Source organism: Cellulosimicrobium sp. NPDC057862, from assembly GCF_042797035.1.
Classification (GTDB): Bacteria; Actinomycetota; Actinomycetes; order Actinomycetales; family Cellulomonadaceae; genus Cellulosimicrobium.
Map to the genome: position 1 here is coordinate 1 of NZ_JBHVMH010000014.1, position 24,561 is coordinate 24,561.

Consider the following 24,561-nt stretch of genomic DNA (forward strand, 5'->3'; position numbering starts at 1 on the left):
CCGCAGCCCCACCGAGTTCGAAACCCTTCACACCGCCGCCGACCTCGCGGCATGATCAACCAACAGAACCTGTCCGGGAAACCGGGTCAGGCTCCACCTGGGTGCTGAGCTTGACGACGTGGAACGCATCCAGGACCGCGGTGGCGTCCTGCAGCTGGTCGTCGATGGCGGACTTGTAGCCGCCGAGCGGATCCAACGCCGCGACCTGCACACCTTGGCGGAACTTCTGACCATGGGCGGTCAGCCAGTCGGTGTAGGCCTTCTGCGACCGGCCCGGAACCAGGTCCAGCAGCCGGGCATGCACGTCCGTCCTCGTCGCGGGTGAGGTCGACCATCCCGGTCAGCTCCTTGGGACCCTTCGTGCGTCGGTCGCCGTGGTGCCCGACGTGCTCGTCGACCCCGAGGCTCCTGACCCTGGCGAAGCGGGACTCGTCTGCGGCGAGGCGTTCGAGCTCGGGACGCACTAGGCGCCACAGTGCCCACCAGGAGACTCCCAGTCGGCGTGCCAAACCCGCGATCGTGGCGTGCTCACCACGCAGCTGCCCGATCGCCCACGCCACCGCCCGACAGGTGATCGAGCCGCGGGGCGCGACCAGTGCCGGGACCTGCTCAACGAACGACCCGCGAGGGCATGCCGCCTCCGGGCAGCGCCAGATCCGTTGCCGCTACACCACCCGAACCCGCACGTCACCGTGGGGAACGTGGGTCTGCTGCACGAACAGGTGACACCCTGACCTGTCGCCTATCCGTCCAGCAGACCCCTCTCTCCGCTCAAGTCGTATCGTGGTTCGTGATCACCGACCCGGGTGGTGTGTTGCCGCCAGCCGATGGCGAGGCGTCGACACCCACCCCCACGGTGCCTCGCCGTCCGGTGTTCTGCGCTCTGATCCCTCGTCATGCGAGCCCGGTTCGGCGGCGACCGCCTGGCTCCGGGACGGTACAGATGGCGCGGCCAGTGGCAGGTTGCGCCGCCGTGGGTGGCCCTGCGACCCCTACGGCCATACGGCGCGGGCCCGGCCTCGGCTTCCCGAGGGCGTGGCGTAGCGTGAGCCTCTCCCCAGATGCTCAGCATGCTGAGTGATGTCAGGCTGGAGGCATGACCACAGCAGCCGTCCCGGCGGGCGCCGTCCCCGCGCCCGCGCCCTCCGACCGTGTCCGCCAGGTCGTCGTCCTCGTCGGCTCGCTCGTCGCCGCCGGTGCCGCGGCGTACGGCGCCGGCGCGTTCGGCGGCACCGCCGTCGAGCAGACCGCCGGCGGCGCTCTGTCCTCGACCGCCACGCCCGTGGCGCCCGACAACCCGGCGTTCCGGATCTGGTCCGTGATCTACCTCGGGCTGTTCGTCTTCGCGGTCTACCAGGTGCTGCCCCGCCACGCCTCCAGCCCGCGGCTGCGTGCGACTGCGTGGTGGGTCCTCGTCTCCATGGTCCTCAACGCCGCGTGGATCGGTGTCGTGCAGGCCGGGTGGATCCCGCTCAGCGTCGTCGTCATCGCGGCGCTGCTCGCCGTCAACGCGGTGGTCGTCGTGCGGCTGGTACGCCGGCGGCCGGAGTCGACCGCCCAGGCCGTCGTGCTCGACGGGACGATGGGCTTGTACACCGGCTGGGTGAGCGTCGCGACGCTCGCGAACGTCGCCGCGGCGCTCGCGGACGCGGGTGCCGGAGACCTCGGGCTCGGCGCGACGGGCTGGTCGGTCGTGCTCGTCGTGCTCGCCGCGGCGCTGTCCGTCGCGTGGGCGGCGTTCGCCGCCGGACGCCGCGCGGTCGCGCTCGGCGTCGGCCTCGCGATGGCGTGGGGTCTCGCGTGGATCGCCGTCGGGCGGTTCCAGGGCGAGCTCGTGGACACCACCGTGGCCTGGGCGGCCGTCGGGGCGTCCGTGGTCGCGCTCGTGGCGTCCCTCGTCGCCGCGACCCGCCCGGCGCGCGGCTGACCCGCGCGCCGGGCGGGACGCCGCGCGTCAGGGGTAGAGGCCGCGGATCTGGTGGGCCTCCGCCACGCGCTGCACGCCGATGACGAGCGCGGCGTCGCGCAGGCTCAGCTCCTCGCGGCGCGCGAGGCCCGCGACCTCGTCGTACGCGTGCAGCATGCGGTGCTCGAGCTTCTCGCCGATCTCCTGCTCGGTCCACCAGTACGCCTGGTTGGCCTGGACCCACTCGAAGTAGGAGACGACGACGCCACCCGCGTTCGCGAGGACGTCCGGCACGACCGTCACGCCGTTCGCGGCGAGCACGCGGTCGCCCTCGGCGGTCGTCGGCCCGTTGGCGCCCTCGACGACCCAGCGGGCGCGCACCGTGCGCGCGGTGTCGCCGTCGAGCACGCCCTCCACCGCGGCCGGGACCAGCACGTCGACCTCCAGCGCGAGCAGCGCGTCGTTGTCGATCGGGTCGGCGCGGTCGAAGCCCACGACGCTGCCCGTCGACGCGACGTGCTCGAACAGCGAGCGCACGTCGAGCCCGTCCGGGTCGTGCACGCCGCCGTACTGGTCGGACACCGCGACGACGCGCGCCCCGCGCGCCGCGAACAGCGCCGCCGCGTGCGACCCGACCTTGCCGAACCCCTGGATCGCGACGCTCACCTCCGACAGCGGCACGCCCGCCTCGTCGAGCGCCGCGGCGGTGACGTGCACGACCCCGGCGCTGGTCGCCGTCGTGCGCCCGAGCGACCCGCCCACGGTGATGGGCTTGCCCGTCACGACGGCGGGGATCGTGTAGCCCTGGTTGACCGAGTAGGTGTCCATGACCCAGGCCATGGTCCGCTCGCTCGTGCCCATGTCGGGCGCCATGATGTCCCGCTCCGGGCCGATCACCGGCATGATCTCCGAGGTGTAGCGGCGCGTGACGCGCTCGAGCTCGGCGTCGGAGTAGCAGCGCGGGTCGATCGCGACCCCGCCCTTCGCCCCGCCGTACGGCAGGTCGACGATCGCGCACTTCCACGTCATCCACATGGCCAGCGCGCGGACCTCGTCGACGTCGACGCTCGGCGCGTAGCGCAGCCCGCCCTTGCCGGGGCCGCGCGAGACGTTGTGCTGCACGCGGTAGCCGTGGAAGAGGACGGTGCGGCCGTCGTCGCGCCGCAGGGGGACGGCGACGTTCACCTCGCGGCGCGGGGTCGCGAGCATCTCGTGCAGGCCGTCGTCGTAGCCGAGGACCTGCACCGCCCCGGCGAGCTGCGCCTTCGCGGTGTCGAGGGCCGAGGCGGGCACCTGGCGGGCGGTGTCGGCGGGGGCTGCGCCCGGGGTGGGGGTGGGACGGATGCTGGTCGTGTGGTCGGCAGGGATCTGGTCGCCGCTCGTGGTGGTGGGCGGCACGGACGTCGTCGTCACGGTTCCTCCGGTTCGAGGTTCTCCTCGGTGCCGCGGGGGTGTGCGGCACCGAGGGTCACGCTACCTCCGGAGGGGGCGCTCGCCGCTCACGCGCCCCGGCGGTGCCCCAGCGCGTCGATCGCCGCGAGCTCGTCCGCCGTGAGCGTGAACCCGGTCACCTGGAAGTTCGCCTCGATGCGCTCCGGCGTCACGGACTTCGGGATGACGACGAACCCGTGGTCGAGGTGCCAGCGCAGCACGACCTGGGTCGGGGTGACGCCGTGCGCGGCCGCGACCTCGGCGAGCACGGGCGCGTCGAGGTCGGTGCGCTTGAACGGGCTGTAGCCCTCGAGGACGACGCCGCGCTGCGCGAGCTCGTGCGCGAGGCGGTGGTCGTAGTCGGCGGGGCTCCACGGGATCTGGTCGACGGCGGGCGCCTCGCCGACCTGTTCCGAGATGACGTCCACCTGCTCGACCGAGTAGTTGCTCACCCCGATCGACCGCGCCTTGCCCTCGTTCCGCAGCTCGACGAACCGCTCCCAGACCCACGGCGACGCCTCGCCCGCCGGCGGCCAGTGGATGAGCCACAGGTCGACGTGGTCGGTGCCGAGGTCGCGCAGCGACGCCTCGAGCGTCTCCCGCTCGCGCCCGGCGGCGTCGGGCGGGAGCTTGGTCGTGACGAACACGTCGGCGCGGTCCACCGACGACTCGGCGAGCGCGCGCCCGACCTGCGCCTCGTTGCCGTAACCCGTCGCGGTGTCGACGTGCCGGTAGCCCACGTCGAGCGCGTGGCGCACGGCGCGGTACGCGTCGTCGCCCTCGGACTGCCACGTCCCGAGCCCGAGCAGCGGCATTGCGCCGCCGGGCAGGTCGACGGTCGGGACAGGGCCGGCGGAGGCGCCGGGGGAGGAGCTGGTGGAGGTCATGCCGCCAGTCTCCGTGCCCGACGCCGTCGCGCGCCACCGCGCGCGCCCCGCCCCCGCCTGGTGCCGAGCCCGGCGACATCCCCGGGTTCGGCGCGTGAGGCGACCACAACCCCGGGTTCGGCAGCGGGACGTGGGGTGCCGTCAGCGGCGGGTGCGGCGGCGGTACTGGGCCGGGGTCTCGCCCGCGAGGCGCGCGAACGTGCGCGTGAACGACGGCTGGTCGTAGAAGCCGCTCTCCGCCGCGACCTCGCCGATCGACGCCGCGCTCCCGGCGAGCAGGCGCGTCGCGTGGTCGACCCGGGTACGCAGCACGAGCTGGCGCGGCGTCACGCCGTACACGCGCCGCACGCGCCGGTCGACCACCGCGGGCGTGGACCCGGCCGCCTCGGCGAGCCGCGCCGTCGTCCAGCGCGCCCCGAGGTCCGCCTCCACCGCGGCGACGAGCGCGGCGAGGGAGTCCATCGTCGCGTCGTCCGCGGCGCCCGCCCGCAGGTCGTGCGAGACGGACACGATCCCCACCAGGCGGCCCGCGTCGTCGTGCACCGGGAGCTTGGACGTGAGGAACCAGCCCGACGTGCCGCCGAGCCGCCGGATCCGTTCGAGCTCGCCGCGCAGCGCGCGGCCCCGCAGCACCTCGGCGTCCTGCTGCTCGTAGCGCTCCGCGAGCTGCGGGACGAACAGGTCGCGCGCCCGCCGGCCCAGCACCGCGCGGCGCGAGCGCTCGTTCGTCCGTGCGACGAACACCGGGTTGACCGCGACGTACCGGCCCGTGACGTCCTTGGCGCAGAACATCGTGTCCGGCAGCTCGTCCATGAGCGCGACCATCGCCGGGCTCAGCGCCGCGAGGAGCGCCGCGCCCTCGGGCCACAGGTTGTCGCGAACGGGTGCCATGTCGCCCCGGATCGTACAAGACGAGTCACGGCGACCCGAGGCACCCTGGAGGGATGAGCAACGACGCGCCCGCCCGGCCGCTCCCCACCCCCGGAGCCGTCGGCGGAACGACCCTCACCTCCCCGGAGGACCTCGTCGAGGAGGCCGTCACCCTGGCCGGCCGCTGGCTCGCGGCCAGCGAAGGCGCAGGTGACGCCCGGGCCCGGAAGACCGCCGAGCGGCTCGGCGCGCTCGTCTCCGACCCCGCGGGCCTGGAGCTCGCGGTCCGGTTCGTCGACGACGTCGCGCGCCCCCAGGACGTGCACGTCGCCGCGCGGGCGCTCGGCCGCCTCGGCGAGCTCGCCGGGAGCGCAGGCTCGTTCCTCGGGCCGGTCGACCGGACGCTGCTGCGCGTCGGGGCGGGCGTCGCGCCGGTGCTGCCGCGCGTCGTCGTGCCGGCGGCGCGCGTGCGGCTGCGCCAGCTCGTGGGTCACCTCGTGGCCGACGCCGGCCGCGGCCTCGGCCCGCACCTCGCCCGGACCCGCGCGGAGGGCTACGCGCTCAACGTCAACCTCCTCGGCGAGGCCGTGCTCGGCGAGGCCGAGGCGGACGCGCGGCTCGAGCGCACGCTCGCGCTCGTGCGGCGGCCCGACGTCGACTACGTGTCGGTCAAGGTGTCGTCCGTCGCGTCCCAGCTCGTCACGTGGGACCTCGACGGGTCGTGCGAGCGCGTCGTCGAGCGGCTGCTGCCGCTGTACCGGGCGGCGCGCGACCACGGGGTCTTCCTCAACCTCGACATGGAGGAGTACAAGGACCTCGCCCTGACGACCGCGGTGTTCCGCGAGATCCTCGCGCACGACGACCTGCACGACCTCGAGGCCGGGGTCGTGCTCCAGGCGTACCTGCCGGACGCGCTCGGCGCGCTCGACGGGCTCACGCGGTACGCGACCGAGCGCGTCTCCGCCGGGGGAGTGCCGATCAAGGTGCGACTCGTCAAGGGCGCGAACCTCGCCATGGAGGCCGTCGAGGCCGAGCTGCACGGCTGGCCGCAGGCGCCGTACCCGACCAAGCCCGACGTCGACGCCAACTACGTCCGTCTCCTCGACCACGCGCTGCGCGAGCCCCGCACGGACGCCGTGCGCATCGGCGTCGCGAGCCACAACCTGTTCCACGTCGCGCTCGCCGTGCTGCTCGGCCGCGCCCGCGGCGTGAGCCACGCGCTCGACGTCGAGATGCTCCAGGGCATGGCCCCTGGCGAGGCGCGCGCCGTGCGCGACGAGGTCGCGGCCGACCGGGTCGAGACGGGCCCGCACGCGGGGCGGGGCGGGCGCGTCGTGCTGTACACGCCCGTCGTGCGCGACGAGGACTTCGACGTCGCGATCTCCTACCTGGTGCGCCGCCTCGAGGAGAACGCCGCCGAGCAGAACTTCCTCCACGCCATGTTCGCGCCCGGCGGATCGCCCGCGGGCAGCCCCATGGAGCGCCAGGAGGCCGCGTTCCGCACGTCCGTGCACCATGGGGTGCACTACGCCGACGCCGACGTGACGCCCCGCCGCCGGCCCCGCCTCCCCGTCGAACCCGGGGTTGTCGGTACGGACGACGCCGAACCCGCCCGCAAGCCCGGGTTCGGCACCGGGTTCGCGAACGCCGCCGACACCGATCCCGCCGTCGCGGCGTCGCGCGACTGGGCTCGGCACGTCACCGGGCCCGAGTCCGGGTTCGTGGCCGTGCGCACGCCCGAGCTCACCTCCACCGCGCAGGTGGACGACGCCGTCGCGACCGCCGTGCGCGCGACCGCGGCGTGGTCGCGGGTCGCCCCGACGGCCCGCGCCGCCGCGCTGCGCGCCGTCGCCCGGCGGCTCGAGGAGGCGCGCACCGACCTCGTCGCCGCGATGGTGCACGAGCCGGGAAAGACCGTCGCCGAGGCCGATCCCGAGGTGAGCGAGGCCGTCGACTTCGCGACCTACTACGCGCGCTCCGCGGAGGACCTGGACCGCGTCCCGGGGGCACGGTTCACGCCCGACGGCGTCACGCTCGTCACGCCGCCGTGGAACTTCCCCGTCGCGATCCCCGTCGGCGGGGTCCTCGCGGCGCTCGCCGCCGGGTCCGCGGTACTCGCCAAGCCCGCTCCGCCGACGCCGCGCTGCCTCGAGGTCGCCGTCGAGGCGATCCACGCGGGCCTGCGCGACGCCGTCGCGGCCGCGCCGGGGGAGTTCGCGGGGCTGGACGCGGGCTCGGTGACGGAGGTCGTGCAGTACGTCCGCGTCCCCGACGACGAGCTCGGGACGCGCCTCGTCACGCACGACGACGTCGCGCGCGTCGTGCTCACGGGCTCGATCGAGACCGCGCAGCTCTTCGCGCGGTGGAAGCCGTCGCGCCCGGTGCTCGCCGAGACGTCGGGCAAGAACGCGCTCGTCATCACGCCGTCGGCGGACCTCGATCTCGCGGTCGCCGACCTCGTGCGCTCGGCGTTCGGGCACGCGGGGCAGAAGTGCTCGGCGGCGTCGCTCGCGATCCTCGTCGGCTCGGCCGGCGACCCGCGCACCGAGACCGGACGCCGTGTGCGGCGCCAGCTCGTGGACGCGGTGCGCTCGCTCGCCGTCGGTCCGGCCACCGACGTCTCGACGACCATGGGACCGCTCACCGAGCCCGCCTCGGGCAAGCTGCTGCACGCGCTGACGACCCTGGATCCGGGGGAGTCGTGGCTCGTGCGGCCCCGGCGGCTGGACGGCGGGCCGGGCCTGGAGGGCCGCCTCTGGACGCCCGGTCTCAAGGAGGGTGTCGCGCCCGGGTCGCCGTTCCACCTCACCGAGTACTTCGGACCCGTCCTCGGGATCATGACCGCCGCGACGCTCGACGAGGCGATCGCGCTCCAGAACGCCGTCCCGTTCGGGCTCACGGGCGGCATCCACAGCCTCGACGACGCCGAGGTCGAGCGCTGGCTCGACGCCGTCCAGGTGGGCAACGCCTACGTGAACCGGCACATCACCGGCGCGATCGTGCAGCGGCAGTCGTTCGGCGGCTGGAAGCAGTCGGCCGTCGGGCCGGGCGCCAAGGCCGGCGGGCCGAACTACGTCGCGCAGCTCGGCCGCTGGGCCGACGCGGCGGGCGAGGGCACCGACGAGGGCGCAGGCACGTCGCCGGGCACCACGGCGCCCGGGCGCGCCGCGCCTGCCGACGCCGCACCGCCCGCGCGCGAGGCAGCGCCCGAGGCGTGGCTCGCGTGGGCGCAGGCCGACGACGCGCGGTGGTGGCAGCGAGAGTTCTCCGTCGGCCACGACCCCTCGGGCCTGCACGTCGAGTCGAACGTGTTCCGCTACCGCCCGGTCGACGTGCTCACCGTGCGCGTCGGGACCGACGCGCTGCCGGTCGAGGTCGAGCGCGTCCTGCACGCCGCGCGCACCGCGGGGGTGCCGGCGATCGTCGTGTCGAGCACCGGCGACGCTGCGGTGAGCGACGACGACTTCGCGCGCCGCGTCGCGTCCGGAGCGGTCCGGGGCCGCGTCCGCGTCGTCGGCTCCGCGCCGGGGCTGCACGAGGCCGCGGCCGAGCGCGTCGGCGAGGTCACGGTCCTGGACCACCCCGTCGTCGCGAGCGGCCGCCGCGAGCTGCTCACGGTCCTGCACGAGCAGGCCGTCAGCCGCACGACGCACCGGTACGGCCACGTGAAGCGCTGAGCCCGCATCGCTGCCGAGGCAGGGGCACGGTCACGGCCGGGCCTCGACCTCGGCGGCCGGGCCGCTACCTCGCGCGACCAGGGCTCTCCGTCGGCGCGGTGGGGGCGACGGTGACCGAGCCGGCGCCGCGGAACGCGCGCAGGCTCTCTGCCTGCTCGGCGACGGCGTCCGTGAGTCGGGCGTCCCACGGGACCCACGGGTCCGTGAGGACCGTGAGCCGCCGGCCCGACGCGCGGGGTCGCCACGTCCCGACGACCTCGCCGTCCGCGAGCACCGCCCCGGGCCGGCCGAGGACGCGCCACAGGTCCTTGGCGCGCGCCACGTCGGCCACGAGCGTGGCGCGGTCGCGGAGCTGGAGGTACAGGTCGTACGGACCGACGAGCCGGACCGCCTGGGCACCGGTGCCCGGCCCCACGTCGCGGTGTCGGACCGCGGCGTCCCGGAGCCGCTCGACGTCGTCGGCCAGGGCCCAGCGCTCGGCCGGGCGCACGCCGTCGTCGGCGACCTCGACGCGCACCGCGTCGTCGGGCCAGTGGGCCCGCACGTCCTTGACCGGTGCGTCGAGGAAGCCCGCGACGTCCTGGACGCTCGCGGCGGGGAAGAAGCGCAGGTAACCGCGCACGACGTCGAGGCGCGGAGTGGCCTCGCCGCCGAGCCGGCCGTAGAGCGGCGGCTCGAGTCCGGGGACGCGGCGCAGCACCGGCGGCGATGTGCCCGGCTCCAGCTCGAGCCCGGCCTGGAGCGCGGCGAGGCGGAACGTCTGCTCGTAGCTGTGCGTCGCGCCGCACGACCGGCACCAGCGCAGGTGCGGCTCGGGGAGGCGCTGTGTGAGCCGCGTCGAGAGGTCCCCCTTGACGGTCGGCTTGACGACGATCTCGCGCTCGAGCCGCGCCTCCGTGCGCAGCGCGTCGAGCACGGCGAGGCCCGCAGCGCGCAGGGGCTTGCTCGCGTCGAAGACCCGCTTGGCGGCGTCGGCCTCGGAGAGCGGGGCGGTCGCGACCGCGACGTCGCACAGGTCCGCGCGACGGTAGACGTGCGGCGCGCCGCGCAGGGTCCACGCGAGGACGAGGTCCGGCGGCAGGGTGCCCGGACCCAGGGCCGGGGCGCCACGGACGGCGAGGGCCCAGGCGGCGCCGTCGGGCCCCGTGTCCTGCACGCCCAGGTCGAGCACGGCGACGTCGCCGGCCGAGGCAGCCGTGCCCGGCGCCCGGTCGAGCTGCTGGGCGTGCCAGCGCGCGGCGAGGACGTCGGCCCGGGAGACCGCGGTCGGGGGAGCCGAGGACGGGTTCACGACCTCAGGCTACGGTCGCCCACCCACGCCGCCACGGGGTCGGTGCGGCCGGGTCCTGGCGGGCCCTGCCGTCGCCGGTCAGACCGAGTCGCGCTCGACGAGCTCCGGGGAGAGGACCTGCGACGCGATCTCGTCCCCGCGTCCGCCGACGAGGTCGAGCAGGAGGTCCGTCGCGCCGCGCACCATCTCGACCATCGGGTTCTGGACCGTCGTGAGCGGCGGCACGGTCGAGGCGGCGGTGGCGAGGTTGTCGAAGCCGACGACGGACACGTCGCCCGGAACCACGCGCCCGTGCGCGGCGAGGACGCGCAGCGCGCCCTCCGCCATGAGGTCCGAGGCGACGAACAGGCCGTCCACGTCGGGGTGCGAGGCGAGGATCCGTTCCATCGCCGCGGCGCCGCCCGAGACGGCGAAGTCGCCGATCTCGACCGCGTCGTCGGGCAGACCGGCACCCTGGAGCACCTCGCGCCAGCCCGTGAGCCGGTCGACGCCGGCCGTCATGTCCTGCGGGCCGGCGATCGTCGCGATCCGACGGCGGCCCGCCTCGACGAGCCGGCGCGCCGCGAGGCGGCCGCCCTCGACGTTGTCGACGTCGACGTAGAGGAGGTCGGGCGTCGGGCGGAACGGACGCCCGACGAACACCGCGGGCAGCCGGGCCGCGAGCAGCGCCTCCTCGAGCTCGTCGTCGCGGTGGTGGGACGCGACGATCGCGCCGTCGACGTGCCCGCTGCTCAGGTACCGCACGATGCGGCCCGGCTGCTCGTCGGGCCGCGCGAACAGCAGGACGAGCTGGAGGTCCGTGCCGCCGAGGGCCGCGCTGACGCCGCGCATCGTGCCCGCGAGGAACGGGTCGGTGAGGATGCGCTCGTCCGGCTCGGGGACCACGAGGGCGATCGAGTCGGTGCGGCGCGTCACGAGGGAGCGGGCGGCGCGGTTGGGCGTGTAGCCGAGCTGGGCGACGGCGGCGTCGACCGCCGCCTGGGCCTCGGGCGACACGCGCAGGCCGCCGTTGATCGCGCGCGACGCGGTCGAGCGCGAGACACCCGCCGTCTGGGCCACCTCGTCCAGGGTCGGCGCGGAGCGCAGGCTGTTCATCAGGACAGTATCCCGCGCCCGCTCGCCCGACCGCACCGCCCCGCTCACCGTGTCGTCACTCCCCGGCGGCGGTGTCCGCGGCGGACGCGTCGCGCGCGGGGACGGCGTTGTCGCGCGCGACCTGCGCGTACCAGGCACCGCTCGCCTTGACCGTGCGCTCCTGCGTCTCGTAGTCGACGCGGACGATGCCGAACCGCTTGGTGTACCCGAGCGCCCACTCGAAGTTGTCGAGGAGCGACCATGCGAAGTACCCGCGCACGTCGGCGCCGGCGTCGATCGCGTCGCGCGTCGCGCGCAGGTGCGCGTCGATGAACTCGAGCCGGTCCTGGTCGTCCACCGTGCCGTCCTCGGCCACCTGGTCCGGGTAGGCCGCGCCGTTCTCGGTGATGTACATCGCCACGCCGCGCGGGCCGGTGAAGTCCTGCTGGAGGCGCGTGAGCAGGCGCGTCAGCCCCTCGGGCTGCACCTCCCAGCCCATGTCCGTCCGGGGCAGGCCGCGCGAGCGGTCGTGCGCGTCGTCGGCGGCGGGGTACGGGGACGACGTCGTGCGGACCGGTGCCTCGTCCGCGGGCTCGTCGCGCACGCCCTCGGGGCGCGTCCCGCCGCCGGCCTCGGTCGCGGGCAGCGGGTGCCCCGAGACGGCGCCGCCGTTGTAGTAGTTGACCCCGAGCGTGTCGATCGGCGTCGAGATGATCTCCAGGTCGCCGTCCTTGACGTGGTCGAGCAGCCCGTAGGGCGCGACGTCCTCGAGGACGTCCGCGGGGTACTCGCCGTGGAAGACGGGGTCGAGGAAGATCCGGTTGAACTGCCCGTCGATGCGGCGCGCGGCGTCGACGTCGGCGGGGTCCTGCGGGTCGACCGGGTCGGAGACCGTGAAGTTCAGCGTCAGGCCGAGGTTCGCCTCCGGCGCGCGCTCGCGCAGTGCCTGGACGGCGAGGCCGTGGCCGAGCAGGAGGTGGTGCGCCGCGGCGAGGCCGTCCTCGCGCGACTGGCGACCGGGCGCGTGCACGCCCGCGGTGTAGCCGAGGAAGGCCGAGCACCACGGTTCGTTGAGCGTCGTCCACACGCCCACGCGGTCACCCAGCGCCTCGTGCATCGTCACGGCGTACTCGGCGAAGAGGTAGGCCGTGTCGCGCGAGGTCCAGCCGCCCTTCTCCTCGAGCGCCTGCGGCAGGTCCCAGTGGTACAGCGTCAGCCACGGCAGGATGTCCGCGCCGAGCAGCTCGTCGACGAGACGGTCGTAGAACGCGATGCCGGCCGGGTTGGGCGCGCCGCCGTCGGGACGGACGCGCGCCCAGGACGTCGAGAACCGGTACGTGCCGAGGTTGAGCTCGCGCATGAGCGCGACGTCCTCGCGGTACCGGTGGTAGTGGTCGCACGCGACCAGGCCGTCGTCTCCGTTCACGACGGCGCCCGGGACGCGGGCGAACGCGTCCCACACCGAGTCCGTGCGGCCGTCGGTGTGCCCCGCACCCTCGATCTGGAACGCGGCGGTCGCGGCCCCCCAGAGGAAGCCCGGGGGCATCTCGACGCGTCCGGTCGCGGTCGCCGGGTTCGGGAGGAGGGGCGCGGACGGGACGAAGCTGGTCATGGGTCGATTGTCCTTCGAGAGGTCGAGGATTGGCGCGCGGGCGGGCCGGTGGGCCCCCCCCCGCCACGGGCTGGCCCGCGGGGGGGGCGCCCCCGGGGGGGGGGGGGGGGCGGGGGGGCCGGGGCCTGGGGGGGTTGGGGGGTGTTTTCCCGGCGGGGGGGTGGGGGGGGGGGGGGGGGGGGGGGGGGGGGCCCCCCCCCCGCGACGGTCTGCCGCGCGGGCGTCGCGCACCGGGGTGGTGCGCGGCCGCGCGGTGGCGCCGGGCGTCAGCCCTTGACGGCGCCCTGCATGATGCCCGCCACGAGCTGGCGGCCGGTGAAGATGAAGATGACGATCAGCGGGAGGGTCACGAGGAAGATCCCCGCCATGACGAGCGAGTAGTCGACGAAGAAGTTCGACTGGAGCGACCTCACGACGAGGGGCAGCGTCGGGTTGTTCTGGTTGAGCACGATCGACGGCCAGAAGAAGTTCGTCCACTGCTGGACGAACGTGAAGAGGCCGAGCATCGCCGCCGCCGGGCGGGCCGCAGGCAGGGCGATCGACCAGAACGTGCGGAACATCGACGCGCCGTCGACGCGCGCCGCCTCGATGAGCTCGTACGGCAGCGCCTCACCGAGGTACTGCGTCATCCAGAAGACGCCGAACGCGGTGACGAGCGCCGGCACGATGACGGCCTGGAGCTTGCCGATCCACCCGAGGTCCGACATGAGGATGTACATCGGGATGACGCCGAGCTGCGTCGGGACCGCCATCGTCGCGATGACGAACACGAGCAGGGGCCCGCGGCCCCGGAACCGGAGCTTCGAGAACGAGAAGCCGGCGAGCGTCGAGAACAGCACGACGGACAGCGACGTGAGGACCGCGACGACCACCGAGTTCCAGGCGGCCAACCAGAAGTTGATCGCGTCCGAGCTCATGACCTCGGCGAACCGGTCGAACAGGCTCGCGTCCGGCAGGAGCTGGGGCAGCGCGCTCCGCGAGATCTCCTCGGGCGTGGACGAGCCCAGGATCAGCGTGAAGTACAGCGGGAAGATCGAGACCAGCAGGACGATCCCGAGGATCGTGTACGTGACCCACCGGGGGCGGCGCTGGGTGCCGCCGACGTTCTTCCCGGCGCCGCGACGTCGGGCGGCGGCACGGGCCGCACCCGGCCCGGCGGTCTGGGCGATGACGGGGACGGAGCTCATCGCTTCCTCCGGTCGGTCGTGCTGGCGGCGGACGTGTCGGGCGCCTGGTTCCCCGGGGCGGAGCGCTGGGCAGACATGGCACCCTGGGCGCGCAGGCGCTTCTGGGCCTCACGACGCCGTCTGACCCACCGCGGCGGGCGTGGCTGGGCGTTGGACGTCGCGATCCGTCGGGTGACGAGGAAGTTGACGATCCCGATGAGGATGATGAGGAGGAACAGCAGCCAGGCGACCGCGGCCGCACGCCCGAAGTTCTTCTGGTTGCCCCACGCGACGTCGTAGAGGTAGAGCACGGTCGTCATCCACTGCCGGTCGGCGCCGCCGAGGCCCTGCGCGTCGAACATGCGCGGCTCGTCGAAGATCTGCAGGCCGCCGATGGTCGACGTGATGACGACGAAGATGATCGTGGCGCGGATCTGCGGGACGGTCACCGAGAAGAACTGGCGGACGCGGCCGGCGCCGTCGATGATCGCGGCCTCGTACAGCTCGCGCGGCACGGCCTGCATCGCGGCGAGGAAGATCAGCGCGTTGTACCCGGTCCAGCGGAAGTTCACCATCGACGCGATGGCGACGTGGCTCGCGAGCGCGTCCGCGTGCCAGCGGATCGGCTCGATGCCGACGAAGCCGAGGAGCTCGTTGATGAGGCCGTACTGGTCGGCGAAGAGGCGGCCGAAGATCATCGAGACCGCGACGGGGGCGACGACGTACGGGAGCAGGACCCCCATGCGCCAGAACGTCGCGGCGCGGAGGTTCTGGTCGAGCAGCGCGGCGATCGCGATGGCGGCGATCACCTGCGGCACGGACGACAGGACGAAGATCGAGACGGTGTTGCGCAGCGACTTCCAGAACGTCGGCTGCGCGAGCACGTCCGTGTAGTTCTGGAGGCCGACGAAGTCGCCCTGACCGCCGAGCAGGTTCCAGTCGTAGACCGACACCACGGCCGTGTACACGAGCGGGAAGAGCCCCGTGATCGCGAACAGGATGAAGAAGGGCGAGATGTAGAGGTAGGGCGAGACCTTGACGTCCCAGCGGCTCAGGCGCTGGGAGAAGCCGACGCGTCGCGGGGACCGCGGCGTCGGCCCGCTGAGCCCCGGGGAGGGCTGGGTGGGCGAGAGGACGGCCATGTGGGATTCCTGGGCTGCTGGTGACTGCTGGACGGCGGTCGGGCGGCCGCCGGGGCGGCGGCGCCCGGCGGAGGACGCGAGCGGGGCCGGGGCGGCACCGTGGTGCCGCCCCGGCCCCGTCAGGTCACAGACCCAGGTCCTGGAAGGACTGGAGCGTCTTCTGCCACGAGGCTGCGGCGTCGTCGGTCTTCTCGACGTCCACGCGCTTGATGCCGTCCTGGACGGTCGTGTGGATCGAGAAGTAGTTGGCGCCCTTGAACGGCGCGCTGTCGATCGCGAGCGCACGGTTCACGAAGATCGTGCCGACCGGGGCGTCGTTGAAGAAGTCGTTGGTGAACGACTGCACCGCGTCGGACTCCTGCGCCTCGATCTGCGACGGGAACGTGCCCGCGTTCTCGAAGGCCGTCGTCTGCTGCGCCGGGTCGGTCAGCCACGCGGCGAGCTCCTTGGCCGCCTCGGCGTTCGGGCCCGAGGCCGGGACCGTGAGGAACGAGCCGCCCCAGTTGAGGCCGCCGCCGGGGAAGACGTCTGCGACGTTCCAGCCGGTCACGCCACCCGAGCGCTCCTCGACCGGGCCGGTCATCCACGCCGGGCAGATCATGGTCGCGAAGCCGTCGTTCTGGAACGCCGCGTCCCAGTCGCCCGACCACTGCTCGAGGCCGGCCGAGAGCTCGTTGGTCGTGGACTGCTCGAGCACCGTGTCGTAGATGTCGATGATCGGCTGGTTCGAGGCGAGGTCCTTGGGGGTGCCGTCGGACTCCTCGTACGCGTTGTCGATCTGGTTGACCATCGCCTGCGAGATGGACATCGCGGAGTCGTACCAGGCCGAGTCGCTCGCGGCGACGAAGGTCGCGCCCGCGGCGAAGTAGTCGTCCCAGGTCGCGTCCTCGCCGCCGAGGAGCTCCGCCACCTCGGCGGGGTCGGTCGGCAGGCCGGCGGCCTCGAAGAGGTCCTGGCGGTAGCAGATCGCGCTCGGGCCGATGTCGGTGCCGTAGCCGATGAGCTTGCCGTCCGTCGTCGTGGCCTGCTGGACCTTCCAGTCCACCCAGCGGCCGTCGAGCGCCGAGTCGGTGAGGTCGGTGAAGAGGTCGGGGTACTGCATGAGCTCGGGGAGCCAGTCGACCTCGATGGCCTCGATGTCCGCCAGGCCCTCGCCACCGGCGGCGAGCTTGGTGGTGAGGTTGGTGCGCGCGTCCTCGGACTTGGCCGCCTTGGTCTGCTTCACGGTGACGTTCGGGTGCTCCTCGGTGTACGCCGCGAGGAGCTCGTCGGTGTAGCCGAAGTCGTTGAACGTGGCGACGGTGAGGGTGATCTTCTCCCCGTCGCCGGAGCCCGTCTCGTCGTCGTTCGAGCCGGAGCCGCTCGAGCACGCGGTCAGGGTGAGGGTGATGGCCGCGAGGCCTGCGACGGCGGTGATCGCCTTGCGGGGCCGGCGGGTCGTACGGGTGCTGCTCAGCACGGTGACTCCCTTGTCGGTGGGGCGGGGTCGTGGCAGCGCTCCCACCTCCAATGTGGTAGCGCTTCCACACAACGGAGTGATCGTGCTTTCCCGGCCGAACCCGTGTCAAGCGCCGATCGCCCTCGACGCGGTGTGGTCGCGCTCCCACACGTGCATCACCGCAGGTGAGAGCGTTGCTGCTACCTACCGGGCGGTCGGGTTCGGCGGAAATCGTTACCGGTTCGAGACCGGCTCCGCGGGCGCGCCGGAGCCGCGCGCGACCTCACCGGGCGAGCCACTCCCGGCCTGCGGACTCCTCCGCCGCCAGCGCGGCGCGGACGGCCTCGGCGGCGGCCTGCTCGATCGCACCCCCGAACAGCGGCACCGAGGCCTTCACCTCGCCCGCGTAGCGCTCCACGGTGCTGTCGCCCTCGGGCGAGAGCGTGACCGTGCCCGTGAGCCGCACCGGAGCGCCGGTGATCTCGAGCGAGACGGTCCCGGACCGCTCGCCGTCGCGCTCGGGCTCCCACGCCTCCGCCTGCCGGATCTCGAGCTGGCCCCCGACGAAGGACCGGACGTGGGCCGGGATCTGGTCGGTGGGCAGGGTGCGGCGGACCGTCACCGTGAACCCGTCGGCAGCACCGCCGGTGACGTCGACCTGCTCGACGTGGGCGCCGTCACCACCCGAGCGTGCGGCGCGCCAGCGGACGAACTCCTCGTCGGCGAGCATCGCGCCGACCACGGGGACGGCGGCGGGGTAGCGGAGCTCGACGCTCAGGTGCACGGGACCTCCTCGGGCCCTGGGCCGACCTGCTGCCGGTCCCTGGCGGGCCGGCAGCCGGGTCGGTCGGCGGGTTCGGGCGACCGCGCGCGCGGGCGCTGAGGGGACTCTACCGGTCCGACCCCCTTACGCTGGGGTCCGTGTCTGCCATGAGTGACCTCATCTCCCGCCACGCCGACCTCAGCCCGGCGGACAACGAGTGGTTGCACCTGCTCGTGGGCGACTGGCAGGTGATCTCCGACCTCGCGTTCGCCGACCTCGTCCTGTGGCTCCCCACGACCGACGGCAACTTCGTCGCCGTCTCGCAGTGCCGCCCGTCGACCGGCGCGACCGTCCACTACGACGACATCGTGGGCTCGTTCGCCCCCGAGGGGCAGCGTCCGCAGCTCGAGCGCGCGCTCACCGAGGTCCGCTCGCAGCGCTCGCGCGAGCCGCGCTGGTTCGGCGCGTACGCGGTCCGGGAGGAGGCGATCCCGGTCCTGCACGCCGGGCGCGCGATCGCCGTCGTCGCGCGGCAGACCAACCTCGGCAGCGGGCGCACGCCCAGCCGTCTCGAGCTCAACTACGTCGAGGCCGCGGACGACCTCATCGCGATGATCTCGCGCGGCGAGTTCCCCTTCCCCAACGCGGCGACCGGCCCGCGCCGCGGCGCCCCGCGCGTCGGCGACGGCCTCATCCGGCTCAACTCCGAGGGCGAGGTCCTCTACGCGAGCCCCAACGCGCTGAGCTGCTTCCACCGCCTCGGCGTCATCGGCCCGCTCGTCGGGCGGTCCCTCGCCGAGGTGACGGCCGACCTCATCGAGCACCAGACCCCCGTCGACGAGTCGCTCCCGCTCGTCGTCATGGGCCGCGCGCCGTGGCGCACGGAGATCGAGGCGCAGCGCGTCGCCCTCTCGCTGCGCGCGCTGCCGCTCACCGAGTCGGGCCAGCGCATCGGCGCCGTCCTGCTGTGCCGCGACGTGTCGGAGCTCCGGCGGCGCGAGCGCGAGCTCATCACCAAGGACGCGACGATCCGCGAGATCCACCACCGCGTGAAGAACAACCTCCAGACCGTCGCCGCGCTGCTGCGCCTCCAGGCCCGCCGCATGGACGTGCCCGAGGCGCGCGCGGCCCTCGAGGAGGCCATGCGTCGCGTCGCGACGATCGCTCTCGTGCACGAGAGCCTGTCGCAGACGCTCGACGAGGAGGTCGAGTTCGACGACATGGTGGGCCGGGCCCTGCGACTCGCCGCCGACGTCGCGTCCGCGGACACGAGCGTGCGCACGGTCCGCACCGGGAGCTTCGGCCTCGTGCCGGCGGAGGACGCCACCCCGCTCGCGCTCATCCTCACCGAGCTCGTCACCAACGCGGTCGAGCACGGCCTCGCGAAGCAGGACACCGGGACCGTCGAGGTCGCGGTCGAGCGCGAGGGCTCCGCGCTGCGCATCGTGGTCGCGGACGACGGCATCGGCATGCCCGACGGCGACGTCGCCCGGGCGGGCAAGGCGGCGAAGAGCGGCCTGGGGACGCAGATCGTGCGCACGCTCGTGACGAACGAGCTGGGCGGCACCATCGAGTGGGGCCCGCGTCCGGGCGGGGGCACCCAGGTCGTGCTCGCCCTCGTCCTGCGCGACGGCAACCGGCAGGGCTGAGCCCTCGTCCCGGCACGCCTCACCGAGACGCACGACGTCCCGGCCGGTCACCCCGGCCTCCGCCGGGGACGACTGCCCGGTACGACGGCTGCCTGGCACGACGACGGGCCGCCACCCCGGAGGGTGACGGCCCGTCGTGGACGTGCTGCTCGACGCCCGCGGTGGGCGGAGCGTGGTGGAGCGTCGTCAGCCGGCGCGGCGCGCGCGGGCGGTGCGGCGCTTGAGGGCGCGGCGCTCGTCCTCGGAGAGGCCGCCCCAGACGCCCGCGTCCTGCCCGGACTCGATGGCCCACTTGAGGCACGTGTCGACGACGTCGCAGCGACGGCACACGGCCTTCGCCTCCTCGATCTGGAGGAGCGCGGGTCCGGTGTTGCCGATGGGGAAGAAGAGCTCGGGGTCTTCGTCGAGGCAGGCTGCGCGGTGGCGCCAGTCCATGATCGTCGTCTCCTTGGCAGAGGGGAGCCTGGTCGCGAGGTGATGACTCGTCGCGGTGATGCCCGGCAGGGGGCTGCCTGGACCAGGGCTCGAGGCGGGGTGATTGATGCTTGAACCAGGTTCACACCTCGTGAAGCGCAGCACAAGGGGTTACGAGAAAGTTTCCGTCGCATGAATCGTGAGGTCTTCGTCACACGGGTGTGAAGCCGCAGGTCGGCGCGTACGCTGGGTGATCGTGCCTCCCCGCAAGCCCTCCGGACCGCCGCCCGAGCAGCCCCCGACGACGCCCGTCCCGACGCCTGATCCGGCGCCCGACGGTGCGTCGCGACCTCCGGCGCTGACCGCGCTCCTCGTCGGGGTCGGGATCGAGGTCGCGGTCCTCGTCGTCGGCGCGGTCCTCCTCCTCGTCGAGCTCGTGCGCGGCGGGTCGCAGTCGTTCGGGGTCAGCGTGTTCCTCGTCGTCTTCGCGCTGGGCGTCGCCGCGGTGCTCGCCGCGAGCCTGCGCGGCCTGCTGCGCGGGCGGCGCTGGGCACGGTCGCCGGTCGCGACGTGGCAGATCCTCCAGGCCGTCGTGGCGATCAGCTCGCTCCAGGTGGGCGTCACGCCGTGGGTCGTCGCCGCGCTCGTGCTCGCCGTGGTGGTCTTCGTCCTCCTCATGCTGCGGCCGGTCGTCGAGGCCACGACCCGCGACTCCCGGACCGCGGCCTGACACCCGGGCCGCGCCTGGCATCCGGGCAGCTGGTGCGTCACGCCTGAATCCCCGGCTGCGCGTGCCCGGACGCCCCTGAGCCTCGACCGCCCGCCGAGGACAGCGCGAGCTGCACCGGGGTGAGCCGGGCGCCCTGGACGAGCACCCCGCGTCCTGGCCGCGGCCGCCCCGGCTCGGCGAGCCACTCGAGGCCACGACCGAACACGTCGGTGCTGCCGCGCTCACCCGGCGCGAGGACGATGCCGGCGCGCACGCCGCGCAGTTCCGCGAGCGGTCCGCGCAGCGCCGACGCGGCGCCGCCGGTCGTCGCGGACGCGAGGAGCACGAGGCCGTCCCGGCAGGCTGCCGCGAGCCGTTCGCCCTCGACCACGCAGAGCTGGACGAGGACGTCCAGGTCGTCGACCACCACCACGCGGGGCGGTCCCGGTGCACCGTTCTCGCGCGTGTCCTCCAGTCCGGTCTCGCGCGTGCCGGCGGCGAGGGCGTCGAGGAGCGCGCCGACGGCTGCCGGCGCGTACCGGCGGACCACGCTCGTCCCGGGTCCGGCGGCTGCGGCGAGCGCGTCGTCGCGGGTCACGACCCCACGCAGGACGCCCGCGCGCGCGACGTGCCGCGCGAGGAGGTCCAGCGCGCTCGTGCGCCCCGAGCCCGGCGGGCCGACGACGAGCGCTCCGCCCGACACGTCCAGCGTGACCGGGGCGGCGGTGTCGCCGCCCCGGCCCACCGGGACGTGGAGCGCGGTCGCGGCGAGGCGCGGACCGGCCGGCGCTGCGCCCGGACCGTCTGCCGCGCGGCGCGGACCGAGGGGAGCGGGGCCCGGACCGTCCGCCGCGAGGCGTGGACCCGGGGTGACGAGGTCGGTGGGCGCGACCCGCGCGGGCAGCGGCAGGAGCCGGAACGCGCCGGGCCGAGCGTCGCGGTCCGGCACGCCCGACCCGGTGGTGGCGGCCGGGAGCGTCGGCCTCCCGGGAGCGGGCCCCAGCGGTGGCTGCGCCGGGAGGGCGACCTGGCACAGGACCGGCTCGCCGGGGCCCAGCCACACGGCCCGCCCTGCCGGGCCTCCCCGCCCGGCGAGCGTGGAGGGCACGCCCAGCGCCACGTCGTCGTGACGGTCGCGCGACACCATGACCGCGCGCACCCCGACCAGCGACGACAGTCCCGCGATCGTCGGGCTGGCGCACCCCACGGCGACCGCGGCGGGGCCGGCGAGCACGTCCGCGAGCGCGTCGGCGCCGGCACCGCCCGCCACGCCCGCGAGGGCCGACCGGACGGCGTCGACGTCGTCCACGAGCAGGAGGACCCGGTCGGTGGCGTCGGTCCCCGCGGGGCGCCCTTGACCGTCGTCGTGACCGGCGAGCAGCCGGAGGAGGCGGACGACGCGCCGCGGGTCGTCGCGGTCGACGACGGTCCCCGTCCCGGGGTGGGTCGCGAGGTCGGCGAGCCCCGACCCGACGGCGTGGACCGCCCACCCGCGCGCGAGGGCGGCCAGGCCCACGGTGCGCAGCGTCGTCGTCCGGCCCGAGCGTGCGCGGCCCAGCACCGCGAGGTGCCCGTCGCGAGGGTCCCACCGGACGACCGTCCGGCGCTGGAGGTCGGGGACGTCGCCGAGGGCGACGGGCAGATCCGCGACCCCGGCGAGCGCCTCGTTCCCTCCGGGGCCGGCTCGGTCGTCGCCCCGGCGCGCACGGTCGTCCGGCGGGATGTCGGTCCCGACCTCGCCGTCGCGCGCCGCGGTGTCGCACGCACGCGCGAGCTCCGCGAGGTCGTCCTGCCCGACCTGGTCGGGCAGGGCGGGCAGCCACGGCGGCGGAGCCGGGCGCAGGCCGGCGCTCTCCGCGACGTCGCGGGCCGCGGCCACGATCCGGGGAAGCAGGTCGTCAGCAGGCCGGGGCGCTCCCGCGCCGGGCGCGGGGCCGTCGTCGTGCGCGGGGGAGGCTCCGTGGGGGAGCCCTCGTGCGACGCCCCACGGGGGAGCGCCACGCACACCCGGCGCCGAGACGCGCGCCGGCGCCCCGGCCTTGGCGCACTGCACCGCGAGCGGAGGTTCGGCACCCCGCCGCAGGACGAGCCGTCCCGGCGCCGACGCCGGGACGAGCGCCGCGAGCGGCGACTCGACGACGTCTCGCGAGTCGGCGACGTCGACCACCCGCAGGGCGAGGCGCAGGGTGATGTTGGCCCGCACGTCGGCGCTCACGGCCCCGGCGGGCCGCTGCGTCGCCAGGACGAGGTGCACGCCGAGCGAGCGGCCCTGCGCGGCGACGCGCAGCAGCCCGGGCAGCAGGTCGGGCAGGTCGTCGGCGAGCGCCCGGAACTCGTCGACCACGACGACGAGCCGCGGCAGGCGTCCTCGGGGGAGCTCGTCGACGCTGGTCGCGCCCGCCGCGGCGAGCACGCGCTCGCGCCGGCGCAGCTCGGACCGCAGCCCGGCGAGCGCGCGGCCGGCGAGACCCGGGTCGAGGTCGGTCACCGTGCCCACGACGTGCGGCAGGAGCCCGCACGCCCCGAAGCTCGCGCCGCCCTTGAAGTCGACGAGCGCGATCGACAGCTCCGCGGGCGACCGCCCGAGCGCGAGCCCTGTGACGAGCGTCTGGAGGAGCTCCGACTTGCCCGCTCCGGTGGTCCCGGCGACGAGCACGTGCGGGCCGTCGCGGACGAGGTCCACGGTCACCGGTGCGCCCCCGGCCCCGACGCCCAGCGCGGCCCGCAGTCCGGTCCCGTCGCGCCGCGCCGCGTCCTGCCAGCGGGCGTCGACCCACGCCGCGAGGTCGTCCGGCTCGGTCGGCAGGCCGAGGAGGTCGCCGAGCGCGACGTCCGCCGGGAGCGAGGGCGAGGTCGGGTCGCCGGGGTCGTGCCCTGCCGGGTCGGTGCCGTCCAGCCGGCCGAGGTGGTCCGCGGCGGCGAGCCGACGGGCGAGCGCGACGGCCCACTCCTCGCTCGCCCCGACGTGCTCGCGCACGACGCGTGCGTCGTCCGGGCCGGTGACCACGACGGTCGGGCCGGTCACGTCCATGACCGTCCGGCACCACGCCGGGACGCGGGCCGCGTCGTCGAGTACGAGGAGCAGGTCGGTCCCCGCGGCCCCGAGCCGCTCCCACGCCCGGGCGAGCTCGCCCGGGGGAGGGGCCCCGTCGACGACGAGGACGGCGGCCGGGCTGGTCGGCGGTCGTACGGAGTCCAGCGAGCCGACGGCGCTCGCCCGCGGGAGCCAGCGGCACCAGGCCCAGTCCGCCGCGGCGTGCGGCGGGTGCCGGAACGTCGGCACGGCACCCGACGACAGGAGCTCCCCGAGCACGGCCCGCGCGGCGGCGAGCGCGAGGGAGCGGGGACCGACGACGGCGACGCAGCCGTCGGGGAGCCGCACGGGCGCGCCGCGCGCGACCGGGGCGGCGCTCGGGTCGGCACCCGGACCCGGTGGTGCCCCACCGGGCGGCGTGGCGGCCGGTGCGAGCCGGGCGATCGTCGCCCAGGTGAGCGCGTCGGCGGGCCGCGGGCGCAGCGGGTCGACGGGCGCCGTCGTCCGCGCGCCGTCGGCACCCGACGATCGCCTCGCGTCGGACCCCGGACCTCCGCCGCCCCCGCGGGCCACGCGGCGTCGGCGCGCCTCGACGAGCGCGGGGACGAGGAGCGCGAGCGGCCCGGCGAGGGCGAGCAGCGCGTACAGCGGCTGGCGGAACGTCACGGCGAGGGCGAGCGACGCGACCGCGGGCACGGCCGCGGTCGCGAGGTGGCCGGCGCTCGGCCGACCCGGGGACGTGTCGACGGAAGCCGGGTCGACGGGGCCGGTGCGGGGTCCGTGCACGAGGACGGGGCGCGGCCGCAGGGCGTAGACGCCGCGGGGGGTCGCGAGGGCGTCGCCCGTGCGCCACCGGACCGTGCGCCACGACGCGACCCCGCGGCCGGCCCGGGCCGGCCGTGCGACGAGGACCCCCGAGTCGTCGGGCACGCGCCGGGTGCCGCGCGGTGCGCGGACGCGGACCCGCGTGCCGCGGCGCGTGACGCGGTAGCGGACGTCGAGCGCGTCGACCCGGGTGCGGCCCGCGCCGTCCGGGACGGCGACCAGCCGCCCAGCGCCCCCGCCGGCGAGGACGGCGACGTGGAGCGGGGCGGCGAGCACGGCGTCCGGTCGGGCCGCGCCGGCGACCGGCCTCCCGCCCGCCGGCACGACAGCGACCGTCGCCCCGGGGAGCAGGGGGCGGGTCCCGCAGCGCTGGTCGTCGTCGACCGGGACGCCGTCCACGAGCAGGGCGGCGGTGCGCAGCTCCGGGCGGCACACGAGCTCCGCGAGACCGGCGCGGACGTCGCCCAGGCGTGCCCTGGCAGGGAGCAGGACGTCCGTGGCCGGGTGCACCGTGACGCGCAGCCACGCCTCGTCCCGGGGCCCGGCACGCTCGGGCGCGGGCGGAGCGTGCTCGGTGACGGGGGGCTTCGGGGCGGGGGCGGGCGGCACGCCGCGATGGTGCCCGATCCGGCGACCTCCCCGCCTGGGAACGAGCGCGCCCCTGTGGACGGTG

16 protein-coding genes and 1 pseudogene are annotated in these 24,561 nt (G+C 75.3%); 4 read left to right on the plus strand and 13 right to left on the minus strand.

Going from position 1 to position 24,561, the window contains the following annotated elements:
• Positions 1–94 precede the first annotated feature (94 nt).
• Positions 95–665 (minus strand): annotated as a pseudogene (locus ACFVN3_RS15820) (transposase); the annotation flags it as partial.
• Positions 666–1,096: 431 nt separating this feature from the next.
• Between ACFVN3_RS15820 and ACFVN3_RS15825 the strand changes: the two are divergent.
• A complete protein-coding gene (locus ACFVN3_RS15825; protein ID WP_378233874.1) occupies positions 1,097–1,927 on the plus strand; it encodes a tryptophan-rich sensory protein in 831 nt (276 codons plus the stop codon).
• A 27-nt stretch (positions 1,928–1,954) separates the two neighbouring features.
• Here ACFVN3_RS15825 and ACFVN3_RS15830 read toward each other — a convergent pair whose 3' ends face one another.
• The 3 genes from ACFVN3_RS15830 to ACFVN3_RS15840 form a co-directional block, all read right to left on the minus strand.
• Positions 1,955–3,199 (minus strand): Glu/Leu/Phe/Val dehydrogenase, encoded by a 1,245-nt coding sequence (locus tag ACFVN3_RS15830; RefSeq protein WP_378233966.1) that lies wholly within the window; start codon positions 3,197–3,199, stop codon positions 1,955–1,957.
• Between the two features lie 206 nt (positions 3,200–3,405).
• Positions 3,406–4,224: an aldo/keto reductase gene (locus ACFVN3_RS15835; RefSeq protein WP_378233875.1), complete on the minus strand. Its 819-nt coding sequence runs from the start codon at positions 4,222–4,224 to the stop codon at positions 3,406–3,408.
• A 141-nt stretch (positions 4,225–4,365) separates the two neighbouring features.
• Complete coding sequence (locus ACFVN3_RS15840; protein WP_378233876.1) at positions 4,366–5,115, minus strand: helix-turn-helix domain-containing protein; 750 nt, start codon at positions 5,113–5,115, stop codon at positions 4,366–4,368.
• A gap of 53 nt (positions 5,116–5,168) precedes the next feature.
• On the opposite strand from ACFVN3_RS15840, the gene ACFVN3_RS15845 reads away from it, so the two are divergent.
• Positions 5,169–8,771, plus strand: a complete 3,603-nt coding sequence (locus tag ACFVN3_RS15845; RefSeq protein ID WP_378233877.1) for a proline dehydrogenase family protein — start codon at positions 5,169–5,171, stop codon at positions 8,769–8,771.
• A gap of 64 nt (positions 8,772–8,835) precedes the next feature.
• On the opposite strand, the gene ACFVN3_RS15850 is transcribed toward ACFVN3_RS15845, so the two are convergent.
• The 7 genes from ACFVN3_RS15850 to ACFVN3_RS15880 all read right to left on the minus strand — a co-directional run bounded on the left by ACFVN3_RS15850 (position 8,836) and on the right by ACFVN3_RS15880 (position 17,278).
• Positions 8,836–10,062 (minus strand): DNA glycosylase AlkZ-like family protein, encoded by a 1,227-nt coding sequence (locus tag ACFVN3_RS15850; protein WP_378233878.1) that lies wholly within the window; start codon positions 10,060–10,062, stop codon positions 8,836–8,838.
• A gap of 78 nt (positions 10,063–10,140) precedes the next feature.
• The gene (locus ACFVN3_RS15855; protein ID WP_378233880.1) at positions 10,141–11,157 is read right to left on the minus strand and encodes a LacI family DNA-binding transcriptional regulator; all 1,017 of its coding nucleotides are present in this window, start codon (positions 11,155–11,157) and stop codon (positions 10,141–10,143) included.
• Between the two features lie 55 nt (positions 11,158–11,212).
• A complete protein-coding gene (locus tag ACFVN3_RS15860) occupies positions 11,213–12,748 on the minus strand; it encodes a glycoside hydrolase family 1 protein (protein ID WP_378233881.1) in 1,536 nt (511 codons plus the stop codon).
• A 266-nt stretch (positions 12,749–13,014) separates the two neighbouring features.
• Complete coding sequence (locus ACFVN3_RS15865) at positions 13,015–13,935, minus strand: carbohydrate ABC transporter permease (protein WP_378233882.1); 921 nt, start codon at positions 13,933–13,935, stop codon at positions 13,015–13,017.
• The gene (locus tag ACFVN3_RS15870; RefSeq protein ID WP_378233883.1) at positions 13,932–15,056 is read right to left on the minus strand and encodes a carbohydrate ABC transporter permease; all 1,125 of its coding nucleotides are present in this window, start codon (positions 15,054–15,056) and stop codon (positions 13,932–13,934) included. The genes ACFVN3_RS15865 and ACFVN3_RS15870 overlap by 4 nt, the downstream gene beginning before the upstream one ends.
• A gap of 124 nt (positions 15,057–15,180) precedes the next feature.
• A complete protein-coding gene (locus ACFVN3_RS15875) occupies positions 15,181–16,515 on the minus strand; it encodes an ABC transporter substrate-binding protein (RefSeq protein ID WP_378233884.1) in 1,335 nt (444 codons plus the stop codon).
• A gap of 262 nt (positions 16,516–16,777) precedes the next feature.
• Positions 16,778–17,278, minus strand: a complete 501-nt coding sequence (locus ACFVN3_RS15880; protein ID WP_378233885.1) for a DUF2505 domain-containing protein — start codon at positions 17,276–17,278, stop codon at positions 16,778–16,780.
• Positions 17,279–17,424: 146 nt separating this feature from the next.
• Between ACFVN3_RS15880 and ACFVN3_RS15885 the strand changes: the two genes are divergently transcribed.
• Positions 17,425–18,906 carry a sensor histidine kinase gene (locus ACFVN3_RS15885; RefSeq protein WP_378233967.1) on the plus strand — a complete coding sequence of 494 codons (1,482 nt, stop codon included), beginning with the start codon at positions 17,425–17,427 and terminating at the stop codon, positions 18,904–18,906.
• A 186-nt stretch (positions 18,907–19,092) separates the two neighbouring features.
• Here ACFVN3_RS15885 and ACFVN3_RS15890 read toward each other — a convergent pair whose 3' ends face one another.
• The gene (locus ACFVN3_RS15890; protein ID WP_021481972.1) at positions 19,093–19,341 is read right to left on the minus strand and encodes a WhiB family transcriptional regulator; all 249 of its coding nucleotides are present in this window, start codon (positions 19,339–19,341) and stop codon (positions 19,093–19,095) included.
• 235 nt (positions 19,342–19,576) lie between these two features.
• On the opposite strand from ACFVN3_RS15890, the gene ACFVN3_RS15895 reads away from it, so the two are divergent.
• Positions 19,577–20,050: a hypothetical protein gene (locus tag ACFVN3_RS15895; protein ID WP_378233886.1), complete on the plus strand. Its 474-nt coding sequence runs from the start codon at positions 19,577–19,579 to the stop codon at positions 20,048–20,050.
• Between the two features lie 37 nt (positions 20,051–20,087).
• Here ACFVN3_RS15895 and ACFVN3_RS15900 read toward each other — a convergent pair whose 3' ends face one another.
• A complete protein-coding gene (locus ACFVN3_RS15900) occupies positions 20,088–24,497 on the minus strand; it encodes an FtsK/SpoIIIE domain-containing protein (protein WP_378233887.1) in 4,410 nt (1,469 codons plus the stop codon).
• Positions 24,498–24,561 lie beyond the last annotated feature (64 nt).